Raw genomic sequence first — 17,085 nt, 5'->3', positions numbered from 1 at the left:
TATGTCTCGTTTCGTGGTTCGCGTGTTGGACCCCAAGGCGGCAGCCCAAAAGGCCGCGTATAGCAACCTCAGCGGCCCGGCGACGCTTTTGGGGGTGGGGAGCGTGACCCCCACCCCCGCCCTCATCTATGACCTCGAGTGGAACCTCACACCACACTGGGATTGCATTGATGCCGCCTTTCGGGGCGGCACGCAAGCCCACCCCCTCGACATCCGAGAGCGGGACATCGTGCAGATCTTCCTCGAGCCCCTCATCCCCGCCATCGCCGCGCTGGTGCCCCCGGTGGCGGCCGTCGTGCAACTGATGGCCGCGCAGCTAAAGCCCGTCCTGCAAATCATCTCCTGGGTGCTGCAAAACATCGTCGCGCCGGTGTTTGTGTTCGTGGCGCGGCTTATTGCCGGTATCTGGAATGCGATAGCTACCGCGATCAACAACCTCCTGGGCTGGGCCGGGGTCCACGTGGACACCATCGACCTGCCGGAGGGCGGCAGCCCCGGCGGTGGCGGTGGGGGGGCGGTGGAGGCGGTGGGGGCGGGGAGAGCCCCAGGAATGGCGGGACTCGAGTCAGCGAGATCACCGGCCCCACCCGCGACCTGCTCATTGATCTGCTCTCGCCCCTGGCCTCCCTGCCCTCGCAAATCGGCATCTTGAGCCAGATCAGGGACATCCTCGATGCCCGCTTGCCCGGCGGTCAGCCCGCCGTGGCCCCGGTGGGCGGGCCTATGGTCTCGCTCAACATCCAGAGCATGAACGTCTACGGTAGCAACGGTCCGGCCCTGGCCGATGACCTGCTCAACCAACTCGAGCGCCGTCTGGGGCGCAGGATACTGACCGCCCGCAGGGGCAGGGGGGAGTAGGGTTTAGCCTTAAGGGTTCGCCCGATCGCAGATGAGAGATATGGCGATCGGGTGAGCCACAATGAATATCCAAAACAAACCTTGAATCTACTCCCGGTTTGGTATTCTCATTCTCGAGGTGAGAGTATGAAGAGAGCATTCCTCGGATGGCTGGTTCTATGTGGTTTGGTATATGGACTTGCCCTAGCGCAAGAACAGGAGCAGGGGCAAACTTTCGGGGATGTTCGCCTCATCAATCGTGTTGACCTCATGACTGACGAGGATCGTTCTATGGTCTTTACGACAGACCAACTAAATCCCCGTTCGGAGGCACAAATCATTTGGCGGTGTAGGGGTGACCGGCTCGAGATTCTGGTTTTTGCAGGCGATCTGCTTGACCGCGACTATGGACAAGCCATCTTCTGGAGGGTAGATCGCGGCCAAGTTCAAACCATTCAAGGCAGCCGATCAACCACGGGGAGAGCATTATTTGTTCCTTCGGGGGCGCATAAGCGCTTTACTGAAAGCCTACTAACGGGTAAGGAGGTTGTTATACGCCTTGGGCTCCTGGAGCTCGAGAGCTACACCTACCGCTTTAGCGTAGTAGGTCTAAAGGATGCCCTGAGCAACCTCAAGTGCTATAAGTAACAGGGCTTTGATTGGCGTAAGGGCTGGCCCCCAGGTTGAACACCGGGGGCCAGTGTATGAGTGCTGCTGGCCTTCCACTGGCCTTGAGTTAGGACCGATACCCGACCACCGTACCCCTAAGCGGGAAATCCTCGCCCTCATTGCCCTGGCAGCGGTAGATCAAGGTCATGGGCTCGTTGCTCTCTGGCAACAGCAACCCCCAACCGATCTCACCAGGCTCTGGGTCACGCCACTCTACCGTGATCTCGGTGCCGGGCTTGATGACTCCGCGCAGGCTGTGAACCACTATAAACTCGGCGTCAACGATCTGCGTGTCCCGTTCGATAGCTTGAACTTGCATGTTGTCTCCCTTTCGCTGAGCGTGTCAGCGTGGCAATGATACATCATCTGATAAACCCTACAAGTTTATAAATCACCCTGAAAGGTTTATCATGGGTGTATAGAGCGCGTGGCAAGTTATCGTTTGGGGGTGAGAGATATCGAAAACCAACTACTGGACGAAATCTTTAGGGTTATGCGGCGTAGAGGGCTAACGCAGAAGGACTTTGCCGCCGCCAAGGGCAAGACCCCACAAGCGGTAAACCCGTACTTCCGGGGTCACAAGTCGTTGTTGACAGACACCGGGAAAGACTTGCTCGAGTTCCTAGGGGTGCGAATCCGGCTCGAGCTCATCGAAGAGGCCAAGAATGGAGAGGGCCAAAGCTGAATCCTGCAAACAGTCCGACGGATGGGACGGCGTAGTGCTGGTGTGTACCTTCGCAGCCACCGGGCGGCTTACAGGTAAACGGCTCGAGGTGGGTGACGTGCTGGAGGTGGTGCGGGATGAGCAAGCGCGGCAACAACGAGGGTAGCGTCTACAGGCGCAAAGATGGCCGCTGGGTCGGTGCGGTCACTGTTGGCTACGGGCCAAACGGCAGCCCCAAGCGCCGGGTGGTGTACGGTGACACCCGCGCTGAAGCCGCGCAAAAGCTCACCGAGCTGCTGGACAAGCACCACAAGGGCATCCTTGCCGAGCCTGACGCCGTGACCCTGCGGCAGTTTGCCGAGGGCTGGCTCGAGCGGGAGACGGTGGGCAAGTCACGAAGCACCCGGCGCAACTACAAGACCGAGGTCGGGCACATCCTGCGTTTCCTGGGTGACATGAAACTACAGGCGATAAAGCCCCTTCACGTCAGGGGGATGCTCGACCGCATGACACGGGAGGGGTGGACCCCCAAGCCGCACAAGCGCAACCCCAACCCCGAGCCCAGGCCCTACACCCCGCGCACCATCCGCAAGTGCCTCGAGCGGCTCAGGGCCATCCTGCAAGACGCCGTGCGGCTCGAGGTCGTCTACCGCAACCCCTGTGACGGCATCCGGGTTAAGGCCCCCGCCCCTGAGCCCGTGGGCCGGGCACTCGAGCCGCAAGAGCTGGCCGCCCTGTTACGGGAGTGCGAGGCTCACCCGCTGGGCCTGTTCTTCAAGCTGGTGCTCGATTGTGGGCTTCGCAAGGGCGAGGCGCTGGCCCTGACCTGGGCCGATCTCGACCTCGAGGCCGCCCCCGCCCGGCTGAGCATCACCAAGGCGTGGACGGGCAACGGCAAGCAGGGCCACATGACCCAGCCCAAGACCCGAGGCTCGAGGCGGGTGGTGCCCATCCCCCCGAACACCGCACACGCCCTCCGAGCCCTGCGGGAGGCCACCGTAAAGGCCATAGGGCCGAACATCGGCGGGGTCTACGTGTTCAGTAGCCCCCTTGCCAATCGGCCCCTCGAGTCCTGTGCGCCCAACCACGCCTTGAAGCGCATGTGCAAACGGGCCGGGATTAGGCCCCTGCGAGTTCACGATCTGAGGCACACCTACGGCTCACATTTGCTGGCTAGCGGGGTGCCCCTCGAGGTGGTGAGCGCCCGCCTGGGCCACGCTAACCCCACGATCACGCTGAACGTGTACCGCCACCTGTTGGAGCGGGAGCACACCGGCTACCTGTTCGGCGTGACCGACACGGTGGCCCATCTCGAGCCCCCCCAACCCCCGGCGGCAACCCTCCCGAACTAACCCCTCAACTTGGGTTGCTACACGGTTGCTACATTTTCGGCCAAAACCGCCAACCTCCCGACCGCATAGGTCGGGAGGTTTTGCGTTGGTGACGTTGTTCCTGGGTGGCGCGCCCGGGAGGACTCGAACCCCCGACCTACCGCTTAGAAGGCGGCTGCTCTATCCGGCTGAGCTACGGGCGCATCCGCGCGATAGTCTAGCAGAGTCTCGCTAGAGGAAAAACCCCGCTCAAGCGGGGTTTGGTGGAGCGGGAGACGGGATTCGAACCCGCGACATTCAGCTTGGAAGGCTGACGCTCTGCCAACTGAGCTACTCCCGCGTTTCCCATGAGCAGCTGTGCTATCAGGCCGCACTATTTCCTGCTCCAGAGCGGAGTTTCCTCGCACTTCCTACTCGGAAAGCGCTTCTGTCTCCGGCTTGTCATTTTGACAGCAAAGTGCCGGAATGACAAGGCCCGCCCGACTCCGCGGTGTTTGTGGTCGGGGCGACTGGATTCGAACCAGCGACCCCCTGCTCCCAAAGCAGGTGCGCTACCAGACTGCGCTACGCCCCGGCGCACCTCGGGTCATGCGGGACCCGAACCCAAAGATAGCACGCGCTTTTGTGCGGGTAAAGCCTCGGTGATCTGGCCGATGGTTGATTGGGGGCCTTGCTGCCACACTGTGCCCATGAAACGCAGCCTGTGGCTTGCCCTGCTCCTTAGCTTTAGCGCGCTTTCCTTCGCCCCGGAGCGGGCGAAGGCCGACCTGGACTACCTGGTGGGGATTGGGCCCAGGGTGGCGGGGAGCCCTGCGGCGGCCCAGGCCGCCGAGTACCTCGCGCAGCAGGCCAGGGTCGCAGGCTACGTGGCAGAGTTCCAGCCCTTTAGCTACACCCGCAGCCGCGACACCGGCAGCAGTCTGAGCCTGGGGGAGAGCCGCCTCGAGGCCTTTGCGCTTTCGGGCAGCCCGGGTGGGATCTTCGAGGCGAGATTGCAGGCGGTGCCGGGAATTGGCGCAGCGGGCGACTATGACAAGCTGGACGTGCAGGGCAAGATCGTGGTGGTGCGGCGCGGGGGAATTCCCTTCCTCGAGAAAGCCCGCCAGGCGGCGGCCAGGGGCGCGCTGGCGATCGTGGTGGTCAACAACGAGCCGGGTGGGGTGCGGGGTACGTATGGGACCACGGGGCCAATCCCAGGGGTCACGGTCGCCGGGCGGGAGGGGGAGGGGTTGTTTGCCCGCAGTGGGGAACAGGCGCGGCTGGTGGTGGGGGCTGTGCTCGAGCAGGCCCACTCCCGCAACGTCATCGCCCGCCGAGCCGACAGCCAGGCTCCGGCTGTGATCGTGGGCGGTCACTACGACTCGGTGACGGGGGCGCCAGGGGCCAACGATAACGCCTCGGGCACGGTGACGGTGCTCGAGCTCGCGCGAACCCTGCTGGCGGAGGGCTGGGCGAAGGACGTGTGGTTCGTGTGGTTCGACGGGGAAGAGGACGGGCTATGGGGCTCGCGCAACTTCGTGCAGGCCTATCCCGAGTGGGTGCGGGGCCTCAGGGCCATGATCAACCTGGACATGGTGGGGGTGAGGGCGAGCCAGATGCTAGGGATCGGGGGAGATCCGGCCCTGTTGCGCTTGCTCGAGCAGAGCGGGGCGCAGTTCAACGACATCGGCAGCTCAGGGGGCAGCGACCACGTGCCCTTCGCCCAGGCTGGGGTGCCGGTGCTGTTCTTCCACTGGGGAATAGACCCCAACTACCACCAACCCACCGACACCATGGCCGACCCCCAGCTCATGGCCGAGACGGCGGGCGTGGTGCGCTTGGCCCTGGAGCGCATCCTCAAGTCGAATGCAAAGCGCTAAACGCCGCGAGGGGTGATCTGGCTCGCCCTACGGCATCCAGTTGCCCCCGCAGACGATCACGGCTATCCGCTTGGGCAGCTCGTAAGACATCAAGACGGGGCCGAGGGCCAGTCCGGCGGTGGGCTCGACCACCTGCTTGAGGCGGCTCATCATCAGGCGCTGGGCCTCGAGCGTCACCTCGTCGGGCACGGTGAGGATGCGGTCGACGTGCTTTTGCATCACCGCAAAGGTGCGCTCGCCGACCATCAGCGTACGTACGCCGTCGGCCACAGTTTGGGGGGCTTGCTCCAGCTTGACGCGCCGACCCAAGCGGAGGCTCTGCTGGGCGTCGTTGGCGTTCTCGGGCTCGACCCCGATCACCTCGCACTCGGGCCGCAGCTGCTTGACCACGGTGGCGATGCCCGAGATCAGGCCGCCGCCCCCCACCGCTACCAGCACGGCCTCGAGCCCCTCGACCTGCTCGAGCAACTCCAGCGCCTGGGTGCCCTGTCCGGCCATCACCGCGTGGTCGTCGAAGGGATGGATCAGGGCGTAGCCCAGCTCGGCGGCCTTCTGCCGCACGATCTCCTCGCGGTTCTCCACCGTCACGCCCTCGTCGAAGACCTCCGCCCCGTAGGCGCGGGTGGCGGCCTTCTTGGTTTCGGAGGCGTCTTGGGGCATGACCACCAGCGCGGGGACCCCGATCACCCGGGCCGCGTAGGCTGCGCCCTGGGCGTGGTTGCCCGAGGACACGGCGATGATGCCCTTGGGCTTTTGCAGCTGTAAGGCGGCGTTGACCGCGCCTCGAGCCTTGAAACTGCCGGTCTTTTGCAGGTGCTCGGCCTTGAAGAAAAGCTCCTTGCCGAACATCCGGTCCAGGTTGTGGCTGGTGAGCACTGGCGTGCGGTGAACGTAAGGGGCGATGCGGCGGGCGGCGGCCTGGATGTCCTCGAGCGTGATCACGAGGGTCATTGTACGTGGGGCGGGGGTCGGAGGCTGTCGACATTCCCCGACCCTTGACCCCCGCCCCCCGACCCTCGACAATGGTTCAGCTATGCGGCTGGCGGTGCGCACCTTGGGTTGCAAGGTCAATCAGGTTGAGTCCGATGCCTTGGTGGGGCTGCTGCGGGCGCTCGAGCCCCAGGTGGTGCGGCTGGAGGAGGGGGCCGACTTGGTGGTGATCAACACCTGTGCCGTGACCACCAGCGCCGAGGCCGATGCCCGCAAGGAGGTGCGCCGGGCGCGGCGGGCCAACCCCCAGGCCTTCATCGTGGTCACCGGTTGCTACGCCGAGCTGGTCCCCGCCCAACTGGCCGAGCTGGGCGCCGACGCCGTGGTGCCCAACGCCCGCAAAGCCGAGCTGCCCAGGGTGATCCTCGAGCACTTCGGCCTGCCTGCCGACCCCCTCACCACCCCGCCCAACGAGTTCTGGGGAGCCGGGGAGCGCGGCTTGCTCAACAACTGGGTGCGGGCCTTCGTCAAGGTGCAAGACGGCTGCAACGCGGGCTGTGCCTACTGCATCATCCCCCGGCTGCGCGGGCGTGAGCGCCACCGTGACAGCCGCGATGCGCTGAGCGAGGCGAAGAGGCTGCTCGAGGCCGGGGTACAGGAGATCGTGCTGACGGGTGTGCGATTGGGCTCCTACAAGGGCCATCCGCGCGGGGTGGCGGGCCTGGTGGAGGAGCTGGCCCTGATGGGGGCCAAGGTGCGCCTGAGCTCTATCGAGCCCGAGGACACCGATGAGAGCCTGCTGCGCACCATCGCCCGCTATGCCCCGCAGGTGCGACCTCACCTGCACCTGAGCCTGCAAACCGGCTCCCAGCGCCTGCTCAAGCTGATGGGCCGCCGCTACGACAAGGACTACTACCGCGAGCTGGTCATGCGGGCCTACGAGCTGATCCCCGGCTTCGCCCTCACCACCGACGTGATCGCGGGGTTGCCCACCGAGAGCGAAGAGGAACACCAGCAGACGCTCGAGTTCCTGCGCGAGTTGCGCCCCAGCCGCGTTCACGCCTTCACCTACACCCCCCGCCCCAAGACCCGCGCCGCCTCCCTGCCCCAGGTGCCCATCGAAATTCGCAAAAGGCGCACCCACGAGATCATCGCCCTGGCCCAACAACTCGCCGCCCAGCGCATCGCCCCCAAGCTCGGCAGCCGCGTGGAGGTGTTGCTCGAGTCCCGCCGAGGGGGGCAGTGGGTGGGCCACACCCCCGACTACTACGAGGTCCTGGCCGACGGTCCCGCCTCCAAACAGGGCCAGACCGTGTGGGTGCGGGTCGAGCGTCTCGAGGGCTACACCCTCATCGGGCCGGTGGAGGCGGTGAAGGAAGAGCCGCAGCGCGTGCTCTTGCCGATGGCCTAGGGCATAGGCGGGCCGATGAGCCAGCGGGCTTCGAGGGCCAGGGTTCGAGCGAAGCGGGGGCTGGCTCGAGGCAGCTTCCGCCACTCGGCCTGGGTGTAGACCAAGGCTTCAGCCGGCACAGGCAACTCCTCCAGGGGCAGGAGACGGGGCCTCTGCCAGGGGGGCAAAGAAGCCTCCTGGACGATGAGGATGATGTCCAAGTCGCTTCCGGGCCCCTGATCGCCACGAGCATAGGAGCCGAAGTAGCCGGCTGCCAGGAGGCCGGGGAGCTCGAGCCGCTGTACCCACTCCCGCAAGCCCTGCTCCACCGCTTCACGGCTGGGCCATGTGATCACGGACGAACGCAAGGATCTCACGGGCATAGCGAATCGCCTCCTCGCTTTGCATGGGACCGTAGTGCTCGCTTGGGGAGCCTTCGGGAAAGGCATCGGGGTAGCGGGTTGGAATGTAGAGGGCATCCAGTGTCCGGGCCTTTTCCACGAGCTCTTGAGGTGCAGACAGGGGAAGTTCGCGCAGGAGTCGCGCCACCAGATGCCCCCAGGCTTCCTGGCCGTGGGAGAGGTGCAGGGCCTTCACTGCTTTCTCCGCCGCCTGCTGAGCCGCGAAGCAGGCCCACTCATGTCGGGTGGCGTTGCGGGCGATTTCCGCGAGGGCCAGATCCTTCTCGGCCTGCTCCAGCCAGTCTGGGGCGCGGTTCATGGTCTAAGTGTACCCTCGATGCTTAGGGCTTTCGCCGCGCCTCGAGGAAAGCCTGCGCGCCGCGCACCACGAAGCCCAGGCAGATGAAGAGGGTGGCGAACTGGGCCATGGTCGCTACCGGGTGCCCGACGCTGCCCCCGCCCAGCAGGGTGAGGAAGTCGGGGACGCCGCGCAGTGAGCCCAGGATGCCCAGCGTCGCCAGGCCCAGCGCGGCGTTCATGGCTGGGCGTCGCAGGGTGGGGGTCTTGTCGCCCACGATGCCCAGCAGGGCGATCAAGAGGCCCAGGGTGCCGGGGATGAAGGCGGTGGGGGTGGGCTTGGAAGCCACTATGGCGATGGTGCTCACGAGGATGAGGAGGATGCCCGTCCAGAGGGCTCGAGCGGTCATGGCTTAAAGTATTGCGCATGGACAACCCCACCGTCTTCGGCAAGATCATCCGCCGTGAAATCCCCGCCAGCATCGTCTACGAGGACGAGGAGTTCATCGCCTTCGAGGATATCCGCCCCCGCTCGAAGGTGCACATCCTGGTCTGTCCCAAGGAATATATCCCCACCCTGGCCGACTACCCCGACACCGAGGAGGGTGCGCGCAAACTGGGCAAGCTGCTGCTGACGGCCAACCGCATCGCCCGCCAGATGGGCCTCGAGGGCTACTTCGTGCGCATCCACGTGGGCGAGAAGGGGGGGCAGGAAGTGTTTCACATGCACGTGCACTTGCGGTCGGACGCTTAAATGCGCTTCACCGCTTGAGCGTGAAAGTGTCGAGCACCTCCTTCTCCGGCGCGACTGCCGTGAAGGTCAGCCGCTCGTCGGAGGCCTCGAGTACCCCGAAGTGGGCTGCCACTGCACGCACCTGGCTTTGGGGTACTGCCTTGAGGAAGCCGCGCAAGTAGGCCCCTCCGCCCCCGCAGACCACGTGGGTGATGCCTCTGGCCTCGAGGCGCTCGTAGTCGTGGTCGTGTCCGGCCAGCACCAGGCGAACGCCGTAGCGTAGCAGCAGGGGCTCGAGCGCGCTGCGCAAGCTGCGGCTGCCCCCATGCAAACCCGAGCTGTACAGCGGTCGGTGCAGCGCCAGCACCTTCCAGGGGGCCCTCGAGGCCCTGAGGGCGGCCTCGAGCCAGCTTCGTTGCGCCGGGTCGAACCCTTCGGAGTAGACCACGAAGACCTCGAGCGCCCCCAGCCGGAAGCTGTAGTAGGGCCGCTCTACGCCGAAGAGCTTGAGCTGCGCCCCCAGTGCCGGAACGTCGTGGTTGCCGAAGGCTGGGTAGATGCGCACTCTGGGCAACTCGTCGAGGAAAGCTTGCACGGGCTCGCCCCTGGGGTAAAAGTTGTCCCCCAGCGTGAGCAGGCCGTCGAAGGGGCGCTGCTCGTGGGTTTCGCGCATGGCCTGGGCTACCTTGGGCCGGTGAGGGCTGGCCGCCCCCCAGTCCCCGATCACGGCGAGGCGCTGGGCGCATACCCACGACCCCAACAGCAACAACAGCAGGATCAGCGTTCGCAGAAGCATTGGGCTTAGCCTACTGGGTTTTGGAAGAACCGTCGTAACCACACGAAAACCCCACGGTCTTGCCGTGGGGTCAGCAGGGACGAAGGCCTATGAGCTCTGTGCTCCTGCTTCGCTCCTTCTCCTGAAGACCACGCCCAGCCGGGGCAGGACGAAGTAGTCGAGGCCCAAGTAGCCCGCGGTGCGCCAGGCGAGGACGAGCCAGGTGGCGACGATGAACATCCAGGGGTTGGCGCTGACGGTGCCTGCGAGCAGGAAGGCCGCGTTCATCAGGCCGGCAAAAAAGGCCGCAAAGCCGGTGAGGAAGCCGACGATCAGCGCCAGTCCGACCAGGATTTCCCCGTAGGTCACCAGGTAGCTGAAGAGCACCTTGTTGGGCAGGGCCACGTTCTGGATGAACCAGGCGTACCAGCCCGTCACGTCGGGGTGCTCGCCGGTGGTCTTGCTCAACGCCCGCTCGAGGAAGCCGCCCACCGCCGTTCCCGCTTTATCCCCGATCCAAACCCCAGCCGGGTTGGTGAGCTTGCCCCAACCCGCCTCGAGCCACTGCCAGCCCAGGTAAACCCGCAAGATCAGCCAGATGGGCGAGAGCCTGGCATCCGCGAAGAGAAAGCGCGTGAGGCTGGGCTCGGGTATCTGGACGTTGGTGCCGATCCTTACCGCTGCCATATCTACCTCCGTTCCGTCGTCCTTCGAGATTTAAAGTACGGGAAAGGGCATAGCGGCAGTAGGGGAGTTTGTACCCAAACTTTTGTCCCTTTACGCCCGAGAAAAACGCTGTCTTTAATCGCCTGACGCTTTGATGAGCTACAGACTCAAAAACGTTATATAATCTTGCCATGACCCCAACCCGTCCCAAGCACGCCTGGATGCGGGAAACCTACCAGAAGTCCGTGGAGAAAATGCCCGAGCGCCCGGTGGCGCACAGGACCCTCTCGGACATCGCCCCGGAGCCGCTCTACACCCCCGAGGACCTGAAGGGCTTCAACTACGACGAGAAGCTGGGCCACCCCGGCGAGTACCCCTACACCCGTGGGGTCTACGGCTCGATGTACCGAAGCCGCCTGTGGACCATGCGCATGTTCGCGGGCTTCGGCACCGCCGAGCAGACCAACGAGCGCTTCAAGAAGCTTTTGGCAGCGGGCCAGACGGGCCTCTCCACTGCCTTCGACCTGCCCACCCTCATGGGCTACGACTCCGACCACCCCCTCTCCAAGGGCGAGGTGGGCAAGTGCGGGGTGGCCGTGTCCAGCCTGGCCGATATGGAGATCCTCTTCGAGGGCATCAACCTGGAAGAGGTCACCACCTCCATGACCATCAACTCGCCTGCCAACGCCATCTGGGCGATGTACCTGGCGGCGGCCAAGAAGAAGGGCTACCGTTGGGAGCGGCTGGGTGGCACCATCCAGAACGACATTCTCAAGGAGTTCATCGCCCAGAAGGAGTTCATCTTCCCGCCCGAGCCCAGCGTCAAGTTGGTCATCGATACCTTCGAGTGGGGCCCCCGCAACGTGCCGAAGTGGAACTTCATCTCGGTCTCGGGCTACCACATCCGTGAGGCGGGTTCCACCGCCGTGCAGGAGCTGGCCTACACCTTGGCCGACGGCTTCGAGTACGTGGAGGCTGCGCTCGAGCGCGGCCTCGACATCGACGAGTTCGCCCCGCGCATCTCCTTCTTCTTCAACGCCCACAACGACTTCTTCGAGGAAGTGTGCAAGTTCCGCGCCGCCAGGCGTATCTGGGCCAAACAGATGCGCGAGCGCTACAAGGCCAAGAACCCGGCTAGCTGGATGCTGCGCACCCACGCCCAGACCGCCGGCGTTTCGCTTACCGCGCAGCAGCCCCTCAACAACATCGCCCGCGTGGCCATCCAGGCCCTGGCCGCGGTGTTGGGGGGCACCAACTCCCTGCACACCGACGCCTACGACGAGGCCTTGGCCTTGCCTACCGAGGAGTCGGCCAAGATCGCCTTGCGCACCCAGCAGATCATCGCCTACGAAAGCGGTGTGACCCACACCGCCGACCCCTTGGCCGGCAGCTACTACGTCGAGTGGCTCACCGACGAGATGGAGCGCCAGGCCATGCAGATCATCGAGGAGATCCGGCGCATGGGCGGGGTGGTGCGCGCCATCGAGGAGGGCTATTTCTTGCGCGAGATCGCCGATGCCTCCTACCGCTTCCAGCAAGAGGTCGAGCGCGGTGAGCGCATCATCGTGGGTGTGAACGCCTTCCAGGACGAGGGCTTGCAGGTGCCCATCCAGCTCATCGACCCCGAGGTGGAGAAGGTGCAGAACGCCCGGCTGGCCCAGGTGCGCCGCGAGCGCGACCCCGCCGCCGTGCAGGCGGCCCTCGAGGGCCTGCGCCGCGCAGCCAGAGAAGGCCGCAACACCATGCCCCACTTCGTCGAGTGCGCCCTGGCCTACTGCACCCTGGGCGAGATGATGGACGAGCTGCGGGCGGTGTACGGGGTCTACGAGGAGCCGGTGCTGGTCTGAGAGCCTGGTCGTCGTCGAGTCGGAGTTGCACACGCAAAAGCTGCTGTCGAAGGCCACGGTGGCGCTGGCGGGCTTGGACAAGGCCCTAGACTGAGGGCCATGAGCGTGCGTTTCCGCTACCGCAAGGCCGCCTTCGACACCCTACCCTACGCGCTGTACCTCCCCGACGGCGCCCCGCCCAAGGAGGGCTGGCCACTGGTGGTCTTCTTGCACGGCTCGGGTGAGCGAGGCTGTGACGGCAGGAAGCAGGCTACCGTGGGGCTTCCGAAGCATCTAAAGCAGCACCCCGAGCGCTGGCCGGGTATTGTGGCCATGCCGCAGTGCCCCGAGGGGCTGCGTTGGGAGGGGGTGGTGCTCGAGTCGGTCTACCGGCTGATCGGGCGGCTGGAGCGGGAGTTCAGCACCGATCCCGACCGCCTCTACCTCACCGGGCTCTCCCTGGGCGGCCACGGCGCTTGGAACTTGGCCTGCCTCTACCCCGACCGCTTCGCCGCCATCGCCCCCATGTGCGCAGCCGCCGATCCCTTCCGCGTCCTGTTCAGCTTACGGCACATGCCGGTGTGGAATTTCCACGGCACCGACGACGAGGTGGTGCCCGTGGAGTTCAGCCGGGTGCTCGAGCTGGCCTTGAGGAAAAGCGGCAACAAAGCCCACCGCTTCACCGAGTACGATGGGGTGGGCCACGCCGTCTGGGACAGGGCCTATGCCAACGAAGAACTCCCCCGCTGGCTCTTCGCCCAACGCAGGAAGCGCTGAACAAGGCGGGCGCACCCTGCCTCCGCTGCGGCGTTCAGGCCGTCTGCAGGATGGGAATTTCCGACAAGAAGGTGACGGGCAGCTTGTTGGTGCCCTGGTGGAAGGCCGCCAGGCGGGCGACGACCTTGGCTCCGGCGCGAATGGCGACCTTCTCGAGCGCCATGATCGTTCCACCCGAGGAGACCACGTCCACCACCAGGCTCACGTTCTGGCCCATGAGCTTTTCGGCCATGCGGCTGTCGAGCCACAGGGTCTCGCTGACGCCCAGGGTGAGCGACTGCACTTCCTGGATGATGGGGTCTTGCATGTAGGGGCGACGGCGACGGCGCACGACCACATAGGGCTTGCCCGACATCTCGCTCATGGCGTGGGCCAGCACGATGGGCGAGGTCTCCATGGTCAGCAGGTAGTCGGTTTCGGGGGGCAGGTGCTTGAGCAGGGCTTCCGCTGCTGCGTTGACCAGCTCGACGTCGCCCATCAGCTCGATCAGGGGGATCTTTACGCCAGGGAGGGTTTCGACCAGGGGCACGTGCCGGGTGACACGGCCCACCGTGATGGGGTAGGTATCCATGCTCATTGTTGACCTCGACTTCTAGTTTATCGTTCCGGCTCGAAGAGGGGCAGGTGCCCCAGCGCCACCACGTCATCGCGAGGGGTTCCCTCGGTGAAAACCGCCAGCACCGCGCTCATCTGGCCGCCCACATCCTCGATCAGCTCGCGCAGGCCCTTGAGGGTGCTGCCGGTGGAGACCACGTCGTCTACGATGGCGACTTTCTTGCCCTTGACCAGGGGCACATCGGTGCCGTCGAGCACCAGGAGCTGGGGCTTACCCGTGGTGATGGAGATCACCGTGCGGGTCACGGGGTTGATCATGTAGGGTTTTTCGGTCTTGCGGGCTACGACATAAGGCTTACCGGTGAGACGGGAAAGCGCGTGGGCCAGAGGGACTGCCTTGACTTCAGGGGTGATGAGGGTTTCTACTTCGGCGGGCAATTTCTCGGCCAGGGCCTGGGCCGCCGCTTCGACGAGCTCCGTATCGCCCAGCAGGTTGAGCAGGGCCACTGCCACCCCCGGTCCCACCTGCACGACCGGCAACTCGCGCTTGACCCCTGCGATGGTGACTGGGTAAGTTTTCACCCCCAAAGTTTATCGTAAGCGCGGAGTTTGGGGCAGCATCCTCAAAGCCGCACACCCGGCAACAAGCATCAACGCCTATACTGAGCTACGAATTCTCAGGAGGGTAGCGATGGTACCGGCCAAAGTGGAAAATCTGGGCTTGGAACCCAACTCCGGCAGCGTGATCGTGTTGCTCAGGGCTGAGAATGGCCCCATTCTGCCCATTGTGATCGGCCACCTCGAGGCCCAGCACATCCTCGCGGCTTTTTCCGAGGAGAAGCCCCCGCGGCCCCTGCTGCCCGACCTATTCGCCTCGGTGCTGGACCTGCTCGGCGTCAAGCTACACCGCGTCGAGATCGTCGAACTCAAGGAGGGTACGTTCTACGCCCGCTTGATCCTCGAGCAGCGGGGGATAGAGTACGACGTCGATGCCCGCCCCTCCGACAGCCTGGCCCTGGCCTTGCGCACGGGAGCCGAGATCCTCATCGCCGAGGAGGTGCTCAAGCAGGCCGGTGTGGACGAGTTCAAAATGCCTGGCGGCAGCACGGCGCAGGCGTAGGGGCGGGCACGGGAGCCTGCCCTCTTTTTCCTATCGACATTGGTAGCATGGGGAAGTGGAGCGCTACCACACCCTCGAGGCCTTGGTCGTAGGCCGCAAGGCCATGCCTGGGGGTGACGTGATCCTCTCCTTCGTGGGACCGGAGGGGGCCAGCCAGGCCGTAGCCCGCAAGGCCATGCGCCCTTCGGGGCGCAGCGGGCGCTTGTCGTTGTTTCACCACCTGCGCTTTCAGGTCTACCAGAAGCCCGGCTCCGACCTTCCCACCCTCACCCAGGCCGAGCTGGTGGGGCGGCTGGAGGGCCTCGAGCACCCCCAACGCTTCCCCTTCGCCGCTTTCCTGGCCGAATTGGCCTTCCGGGTGGCCTCTCCCGAGGTGGCGGGCCGGGTGTGGCCTCTGCTGGTCTCGGCGCTCAGGGGCGTGGCCAAGCACCCCAACCCCCGCCTGGTCGCCATCTGGGGGAGCTGGCGCATCCTCAAGGCGGCGGGGTTGGCTCCCAACCTGAGCGGGGAGGGTACCAACCTTCTCGACGGCGAGCTGAGCACCCGGGGTGGGGTCTATCTGGGCCTAGAGGGGCTCGAGGCCTTGGCCGCCGTGCTGCGCCTTCCCGGCAGCGAAGCCATCGACGCCCTGCAGGAAGCCCCGCTTGACCGCCTGATGCAGGCCCTGCTGGCCCACACCCGCTATACCGTGGGTGAGCTCGGCTCGGCGGTACTGCTAAGGTGAAGATGAGCCGGATGTACCTGAGTGCGCTGTTCGCTTGCGCGGTCTTGTCGGCGCTGTCTTTCCTGCGGCAGGCCGAGACTCCGCCCTCGCCCTCTCCCCTGAGCGGGCAGGGTATCCGGGTGCTGCTGTCGTCGGGGCCTGGCCTCTACCTCTTCGACAGCCTCGAGGTCATCCCCCTCTACGAGCGCGCTCAGGTATGGGGTGGAGCCAGCCCCCAGAATCTGAGGCCGGTCTTCAGCAGCTTGGGAGACGGCCCCATCCGCTTCACGGTGGAGGATGGGCAGATTCGGGCCAGCGTACTGGGCCGCAGCTACGACCTCGGTGCCTTTGCAAAGGCCTCACCGAGCCCCGAGGCCCAGCCCGGCACCCGCTTCCTGATCGGGGCCAAAAACCGCCCCGGCTTCTTTCCCGAATATCCCGGCAGCCTCCACCTGAGCCTGCGGGAGGGTCGGTTGGTGGTTGTCAACCAGCTCGACATCCAGGAATACCTGCGCCGGGTGTTGCCCAGCGAGATGCCCCCCACCTTCCCCCTCGAGGCCCTCAAGGCCCAGGCCGTGGCGGCCCGCACCTACGCCTATGGCCGCATGAGTGCGCCCCCCGAGCGCAACTACTGGAAGTCCTTCGGGGCCGATCTCGACGACAGCACAAGCGAACAGCTCTACAATGCCCAACCCCCTCAACCCCTCACCGACCAGGCCGTAGCACAAACCCTGGGGCAGGTCCTGACCTACCGCGGCGAAGCCATCCAGGCCTATTATTTCTCCACCTCGCCCGGCTCCACCGCCAGCATCGAGGAGGTCTGGCCCGACCGCGAGCGGGTGGCCTACCTCAGGGCCAGAACCCAGACCAACCCACTCACCGTGAACATCACCAGCGAAGCCCAGGCCCTGAAGTTCTTCAAAAACTGGAGCCCCGAGGGCTTCTACGACGGTGAATCCTCGCTGTTTCGCTGGCGCTTGAGCCTGAGCCGGGAGGACCTCGAGGCCATCCTCTCCAAAACCCTCCCCGCCCTACGGCGCACCTCGCCCCAGTTCGTGCGCACCATCGAAGGACGCTACGCCCCTGAGCATCCCGGGTTCGAGCTGGGCACCCTCAAGGGCCTCAAGGTCTTGAGGCGTACCTCTGGCGGCTACATCACCGAGCTGGAGATCAGCACCAGCAGGGGGCGCTACTGGGTGGGGCGCGAGTCCAACATCCGCAGGCTGATCCGACCTGACCGGCGTTATACCGGTGGAGCAGATATTTTGCTCGAGCGCTTCAACGGCCTCTCGAGCCCCAACTTCCCGGCCTTGCCCAGTGCGGCCTTTGCCTGGGAGGAAGAGCGTGCTGCCGGCGAATTGCTGCGCCTGACGTTCTGGGGTGGGGGCTATGGGCACGGGGTCGGCATGAGCCAGTACGGCGCCAGCGGCCTGGCCAGAGCGGGCAAGAGTTACCGGGAAATCCTCGAGCACTTCTATCCCGGCACTTCCCTAAGCGTGCTGGAGGATAAATGAGCCCTCGGCGGGGTCAAGGGACAAGACGCAAGCACCAG

The 17,085-nt window shown here is 65.2% G+C and carries 23 protein-coding genes and 3 tRNA genes; 14 read left to right on the top strand and 12 right to left on the bottom strand.

Features of this window, described 5'->3' with window-relative positions; genetic code table 11:
* Position 1 precedes the first annotated feature (1 nt).
* The 3 genes from B047_RS0108800 to B047_RS0108790 all read left to right on the top strand — a co-directional run bounded on the left by B047_RS0108800 (position 2) and on the right by B047_RS0108790 (position 1,485).
* Positions 2-652 carry a hypothetical protein gene (locus B047_RS0108800; protein WP_018466593.1) on the top strand — a complete coding sequence of 217 codons (651 nt, stop codon included), beginning with the start codon at positions 2-4 and terminating at the stop codon, positions 650-652.
* A complete protein-coding gene (locus tag B047_RS0108795) occupies positions 649-858 on the top strand; it encodes a hypothetical protein (protein WP_018466592.1) in 210 nt (69 codons plus the stop codon). Before B047_RS0108800 ends, B047_RS0108795 begins: the two co-directional genes overlap by 4 nt.
* Before the next feature lie 126 nt (positions 859-984).
* Complete coding sequence (locus tag B047_RS0108790) at positions 985-1,485, top strand: hypothetical protein (RefSeq protein ID WP_018466591.1); 501 nt, start codon at positions 985-987, stop codon at positions 1,483-1,485.
* 88 nt (positions 1,486-1,573) lie between these two features.
* On the opposite strand, the gene B047_RS0108785 is transcribed toward B047_RS0108790, so the two are convergent.
* Positions 1,574-1,825 carry a hypothetical protein gene (locus B047_RS0108785; RefSeq protein ID WP_018466590.1) on the bottom strand — a complete coding sequence of 84 codons (252 nt, stop codon included), beginning with the start codon at positions 1,823-1,825 and terminating at the stop codon, positions 1,574-1,576.
* Positions 1,826-1,999: 174 nt separating this feature from the next.
* On the opposite strand from B047_RS0108785, the gene B047_RS0108780 reads away from it, so the two are divergent.
* Genes B047_RS0108780 through B047_RS0108775 form a run of 3 tightly spaced genes read left to right on the top strand, consistent with a single transcriptional unit; the run spans position 2,000 to position 3,522 of the window.
* Positions 2,000-2,191: a helix-turn-helix domain-containing protein gene (locus tag B047_RS0108780; protein ID WP_052606089.1), complete on the top strand. Its 192-nt coding sequence runs from the start codon at positions 2,000-2,002 to the stop codon at positions 2,189-2,191.
* A complete protein-coding gene (locus tag B047_RS18145) occupies positions 2,172-2,336 on the top strand; it encodes a hypothetical protein (protein ID WP_169336596.1) in 165 nt (54 codons plus the stop codon). Before B047_RS0108780 ends, B047_RS18145 begins: the two co-directional genes overlap by 20 nt.
* Positions 2,308-3,522 carry a site-specific integrase gene (locus tag B047_RS0108775; RefSeq protein ID WP_018466588.1) on the top strand — a complete coding sequence of 405 codons (1,215 nt, stop codon included), beginning with the start codon at positions 2,308-2,310 and terminating at the stop codon, positions 3,520-3,522. Before B047_RS18145 ends, B047_RS0108775 begins: the two co-directional genes overlap by 29 nt.
* 105 nt (positions 3,523-3,627) lie before the next feature.
* Here the strand turns inward: B047_RS0108775 and B047_RS0108770 are convergent.
* The 3 genes from B047_RS0108770 to B047_RS0108760 all read right to left on the bottom strand — a co-directional run bounded on the left by B047_RS0108770 (position 3,628) and on the right by B047_RS0108760 (position 4,075).
* Positions 3,628-3,704, bottom strand: a tRNA-Arg gene (locus B047_RS0108770).
* A gap of 61 nt (positions 3,705-3,765) precedes the next feature.
* Positions 3,766-3,841: transfer RNA gene (locus tag B047_RS0108765), tRNA-Gly, on the bottom strand.
* Positions 3,842-3,998: 157 nt separating this feature from the next.
* Positions 3,999-4,075 (bottom strand) — tRNA-Pro (locus B047_RS0108760).
* Positions 4,076-4,190: 115 nt separating this feature from the next.
* Here B047_RS0108760 and B047_RS0108755 point away from each other — a divergent pair.
* Entirely contained in the window at positions 4,191-5,360 is a 1,170-nt protein-coding gene (locus B047_RS0108755; RefSeq protein WP_018466587.1) for a M28 family metallopeptidase, read from the top strand.
* Between the two features lie 27 nt (positions 5,361-5,387).
* On the opposite strand, the gene B047_RS0108750 is transcribed toward B047_RS0108755, so the two are convergent.
* The gene (locus B047_RS0108750; protein WP_018466586.1) at positions 5,388-6,302 is read right to left on the bottom strand and encodes a threonine/serine dehydratase family protein; all 915 of its coding nucleotides are present in this window, start codon (positions 6,300-6,302) and stop codon (positions 5,388-5,390) included.
* Positions 6,303-6,393: 91 nt separating this feature from the next.
* Between B047_RS0108750 and B047_RS0108745 the strand changes: the two genes are divergently transcribed.
* Positions 6,394-7,701, top strand: coding sequence for a MiaB/RimO family radical SAM methylthiotransferase (locus tag B047_RS0108745; protein WP_018466585.1), 1,308 nt, complete (start codon positions 6,394-6,396; stop codon positions 7,699-7,701).
* On the opposite strand, the gene B047_RS0108740 is transcribed toward B047_RS0108745, so the two are convergent.
* Genes B047_RS0108740 through B047_RS0108730 form a run of 3 tightly spaced genes read right to left on the bottom strand, consistent with a single transcriptional unit; the run spans position 7,698 to position 8,788 of the window.
* Positions 7,698-8,063, bottom strand: coding sequence for a nucleotidyltransferase domain-containing protein (locus B047_RS0108740; protein ID WP_026234758.1), 366 nt, complete (start codon positions 8,061-8,063; stop codon positions 7,698-7,700). The genes B047_RS0108745 and B047_RS0108740 overlap by 4 nt on opposite strands.
* Positions 8,014-8,400 (bottom strand): HEPN domain-containing protein, encoded by a 387-nt coding sequence (locus B047_RS0108735; RefSeq protein ID WP_018466583.1) that lies wholly within the window; start codon positions 8,398-8,400, stop codon positions 8,014-8,016. Before B047_RS0108735 ends, B047_RS0108740 begins: the two co-directional genes overlap by 50 nt.
* Positions 8,401-8,422: 22 nt before the next feature.
* The gene (locus tag B047_RS0108730; RefSeq protein ID WP_018466582.1) at positions 8,423-8,788 is read right to left on the bottom strand and encodes a hypothetical protein; all 366 of its coding nucleotides are present in this window, start codon (positions 8,786-8,788) and stop codon (positions 8,423-8,425) included.
* Between the two features lie 17 nt (positions 8,789-8,805).
* On the opposite strand from B047_RS0108730, the gene B047_RS0108725 reads away from it, so the two are divergent.
* Complete coding sequence (locus B047_RS0108725) at positions 8,806-9,132, top strand: HIT domain-containing protein (RefSeq protein ID WP_018466581.1); 327 nt, start codon at positions 8,806-8,808, stop codon at positions 9,130-9,132.
* Positions 9,133-9,139: 7 nt separating this feature from the next.
* On the opposite strand, the gene B047_RS0108720 is transcribed toward B047_RS0108725, so the two are convergent.
* On the bottom strand, positions 9,140-9,907 hold the full coding sequence (locus tag B047_RS0108720) for a metallophosphoesterase family protein (protein ID WP_018466580.1): 768 nt from the start codon (positions 9,905-9,907) through the stop codon (positions 9,140-9,142).
* Positions 9,908-9,994: 87 nt separating this feature from the next.
* Entirely contained in the window at positions 9,995-10,573 is a 579-nt protein-coding gene (locus B047_RS0108715) for a TQO small subunit DoxD (protein ID WP_018466579.1), read from the bottom strand.
* A 170-nt stretch (positions 10,574-10,743) separates the two neighbouring features.
* Between B047_RS0108715 and B047_RS0108710 the strand changes: the two genes are divergently transcribed.
* Positions 10,744-12,399, top strand: coding sequence for an acyl-CoA mutase large subunit family protein (locus tag B047_RS0108710; RefSeq protein ID WP_018466578.1), 1,656 nt, complete (start codon positions 10,744-10,746; stop codon positions 12,397-12,399).
* A gap of 99 nt (positions 12,400-12,498) precedes the next feature.
* Complete coding sequence (locus B047_RS0108705; protein ID WP_018466577.1) at positions 12,499-13,155, top strand: carboxylesterase family protein; 657 nt, start codon at positions 12,499-12,501, stop codon at positions 13,153-13,155.
* A gap of 34 nt (positions 13,156-13,189) precedes the next feature.
* Here the strand turns inward: B047_RS0108705 and B047_RS0108700 are convergent, their stop codons facing one another.
* Together B047_RS0108700 and B047_RS0108695 are read right to left on the bottom strand one after the other, a co-directional pair.
* A complete protein-coding gene (locus B047_RS0108700) occupies positions 13,190-13,726 on the bottom strand; it encodes a type I phosphoribosyltransferase (RefSeq protein WP_026234746.1) in 537 nt (178 codons plus the stop codon).
* Positions 13,727-13,752: 26 nt separating this feature from the next.
* On the bottom strand, positions 13,753-14,292 hold the full coding sequence (locus tag B047_RS0108695) for a phosphoribosyltransferase family protein (RefSeq protein ID WP_018466575.1): 540 nt from the start codon (positions 14,290-14,292) through the stop codon (positions 13,753-13,755).
* Between the two features lie 109 nt (positions 14,293-14,401).
* Here B047_RS0108695 and B047_RS0108690 point away from each other — a divergent pair, with 109 nt between their 5' ends.
* The 3 genes from B047_RS0108690 to B047_RS0108680 are packed head-to-tail and all read left to right on the top strand — an operon-like array spanning position 14,402 to position 17,047.
* Complete coding sequence (locus B047_RS0108690; RefSeq protein WP_018466574.1) at positions 14,402-14,830, top strand: bifunctional nuclease family protein; 429 nt, start codon at positions 14,402-14,404, stop codon at positions 14,828-14,830.
* Positions 14,831-14,885: 55 nt separating this feature from the next.
* Positions 14,886-15,554 (top strand): DNA repair protein RecO, encoded by a 669-nt coding sequence (gene recO, locus B047_RS0108685; protein ID WP_018466573.1) that lies wholly within the window; start codon positions 14,886-14,888, stop codon positions 15,552-15,554.
* Positions 15,555-15,556: 2 nt separating this feature from the next.
* Positions 15,557-17,047, top strand: a complete 1,491-nt coding sequence (locus B047_RS0108680; RefSeq protein ID WP_157205854.1) for a SpoIID/LytB domain-containing protein — start codon at positions 15,557-15,559, stop codon at positions 17,045-17,047.
* Positions 17,048-17,085 lie beyond the last annotated feature (38 nt).

The organism is Calidithermus timidus DSM 17022 (genome assembly GCF_000373205.1).
GTDB lineage: Bacteria > Deinococcota > Deinococci > Deinococcales > Thermaceae > Calidithermus > Calidithermus timidus.
This window is presented reverse-complemented; position numbering and strand designations above follow the sequence as displayed.

Bases quoted from the DNA above. Each gene is read 5' to 3' on its own strand.
- B047_RS0108800 (WP_018466593.1), top strand. From the start codon at position 2: ATGTCTCGTTTCGTGGTTCGCGTGTTGGACCCCAAGGCGGCAGCCCAA.
- B047_RS0108790 (WP_018466591.1), top strand. From the start codon at position 985: ATGAAGAGAGCATTCCTCGGATGGCTGGTTCTATGTGGTTTGGTATAT.
- B047_RS0108785 (WP_018466590.1), bottom strand. From the start codon at position 1,825: ATGCAAGTTCAAGCTATCGAACGGGACACGCAGATCGTTGACGCCGAG.
- B047_RS0108780 (WP_052606089.1), top strand. From the start codon at position 2,000: ATGCGGCGTAGAGGGCTAACGCAGAAGGACTTTGCCGCCGCCAAGGGC.
- B047_RS18145 (WP_169336596.1), top strand. From the start codon at position 2,172: ATGGAGAGGGCCAAAGCTGAATCCTGCAAACAGTCCGACGGATGGGAC.
- B047_RS0108775 (WP_018466588.1), top strand. From the start codon at position 2,308: ATGAGCAAGCGCGGCAACAACGAGGGTAGCGTCTACAGGCGCAAAGAT.
- B047_RS0108755 (WP_018466587.1), top strand. From the start codon at position 4,191: ATGAAACGCAGCCTGTGGCTTGCCCTGCTCCTTAGCTTTAGCGCGCTT.
- B047_RS0108745 (WP_018466585.1), top strand. From the start codon at position 6,394: ATGCGGCTGGCGGTGCGCACCTTGGGTTGCAAGGTCAATCAGGTTGAG.
- B047_RS0108740 (WP_026234758.1), bottom strand. From the start codon at position 8,063: ATGCCCGTGAGATCCTTGCGTTCGTCCGTGATCACATGGCCCAGCCGT.
- B047_RS0108735 (WP_018466583.1), bottom strand. From the start codon at position 8,400: ATGAACCGCGCCCCAGACTGGCTGGAGCAGGCCGAGAAGGATCTGGCC.
- B047_RS0108730 (WP_018466582.1), bottom strand. From the start codon at position 8,788: ATGACCGCTCGAGCCCTCTGGACGGGCATCCTCCTCATCCTCGTGAGC.
- B047_RS0108725 (WP_018466581.1), top strand. From the start codon at position 8,806: ATGGACAACCCCACCGTCTTCGGCAAGATCATCCGCCGTGAAATCCCC.
- B047_RS0108720 (WP_018466580.1), bottom strand. From the start codon at position 9,907: ATGCTTCTGCGAACGCTGATCCTGCTGTTGTTGCTGTTGGGGTCGTGG.
- B047_RS0108715 (WP_018466579.1), bottom strand. From the start codon at position 10,573: ATGGCAGCGGTAAGGATCGGCACCAACGTCCAGATACCCGAGCCCAGC.
- B047_RS0108710 (WP_018466578.1), top strand. From the start codon at position 10,744: ATGACCCCAACCCGTCCCAAGCACGCCTGGATGCGGGAAACCTACCAG.
- B047_RS0108705 (WP_018466577.1), top strand. From the start codon at position 12,499: ATGAGCGTGCGTTTCCGCTACCGCAAGGCCGCCTTCGACACCCTACCC.
- B047_RS0108700 (WP_026234746.1), bottom strand. From the start codon at position 13,726: ATGGATACCTACCCCATCACGGTGGGCCGTGTCACCCGGCACGTGCCC.
- B047_RS0108690 (WP_018466574.1), top strand. From the start codon at position 14,402: ATGGTACCGGCCAAAGTGGAAAATCTGGGCTTGGAACCCAACTCCGGC.
- B047_RS0108680 (WP_157205854.1), top strand. From the start codon at position 15,557: ATGAGCCGGATGTACCTGAGTGCGCTGTTCGCTTGCGCGGTCTTGTCG.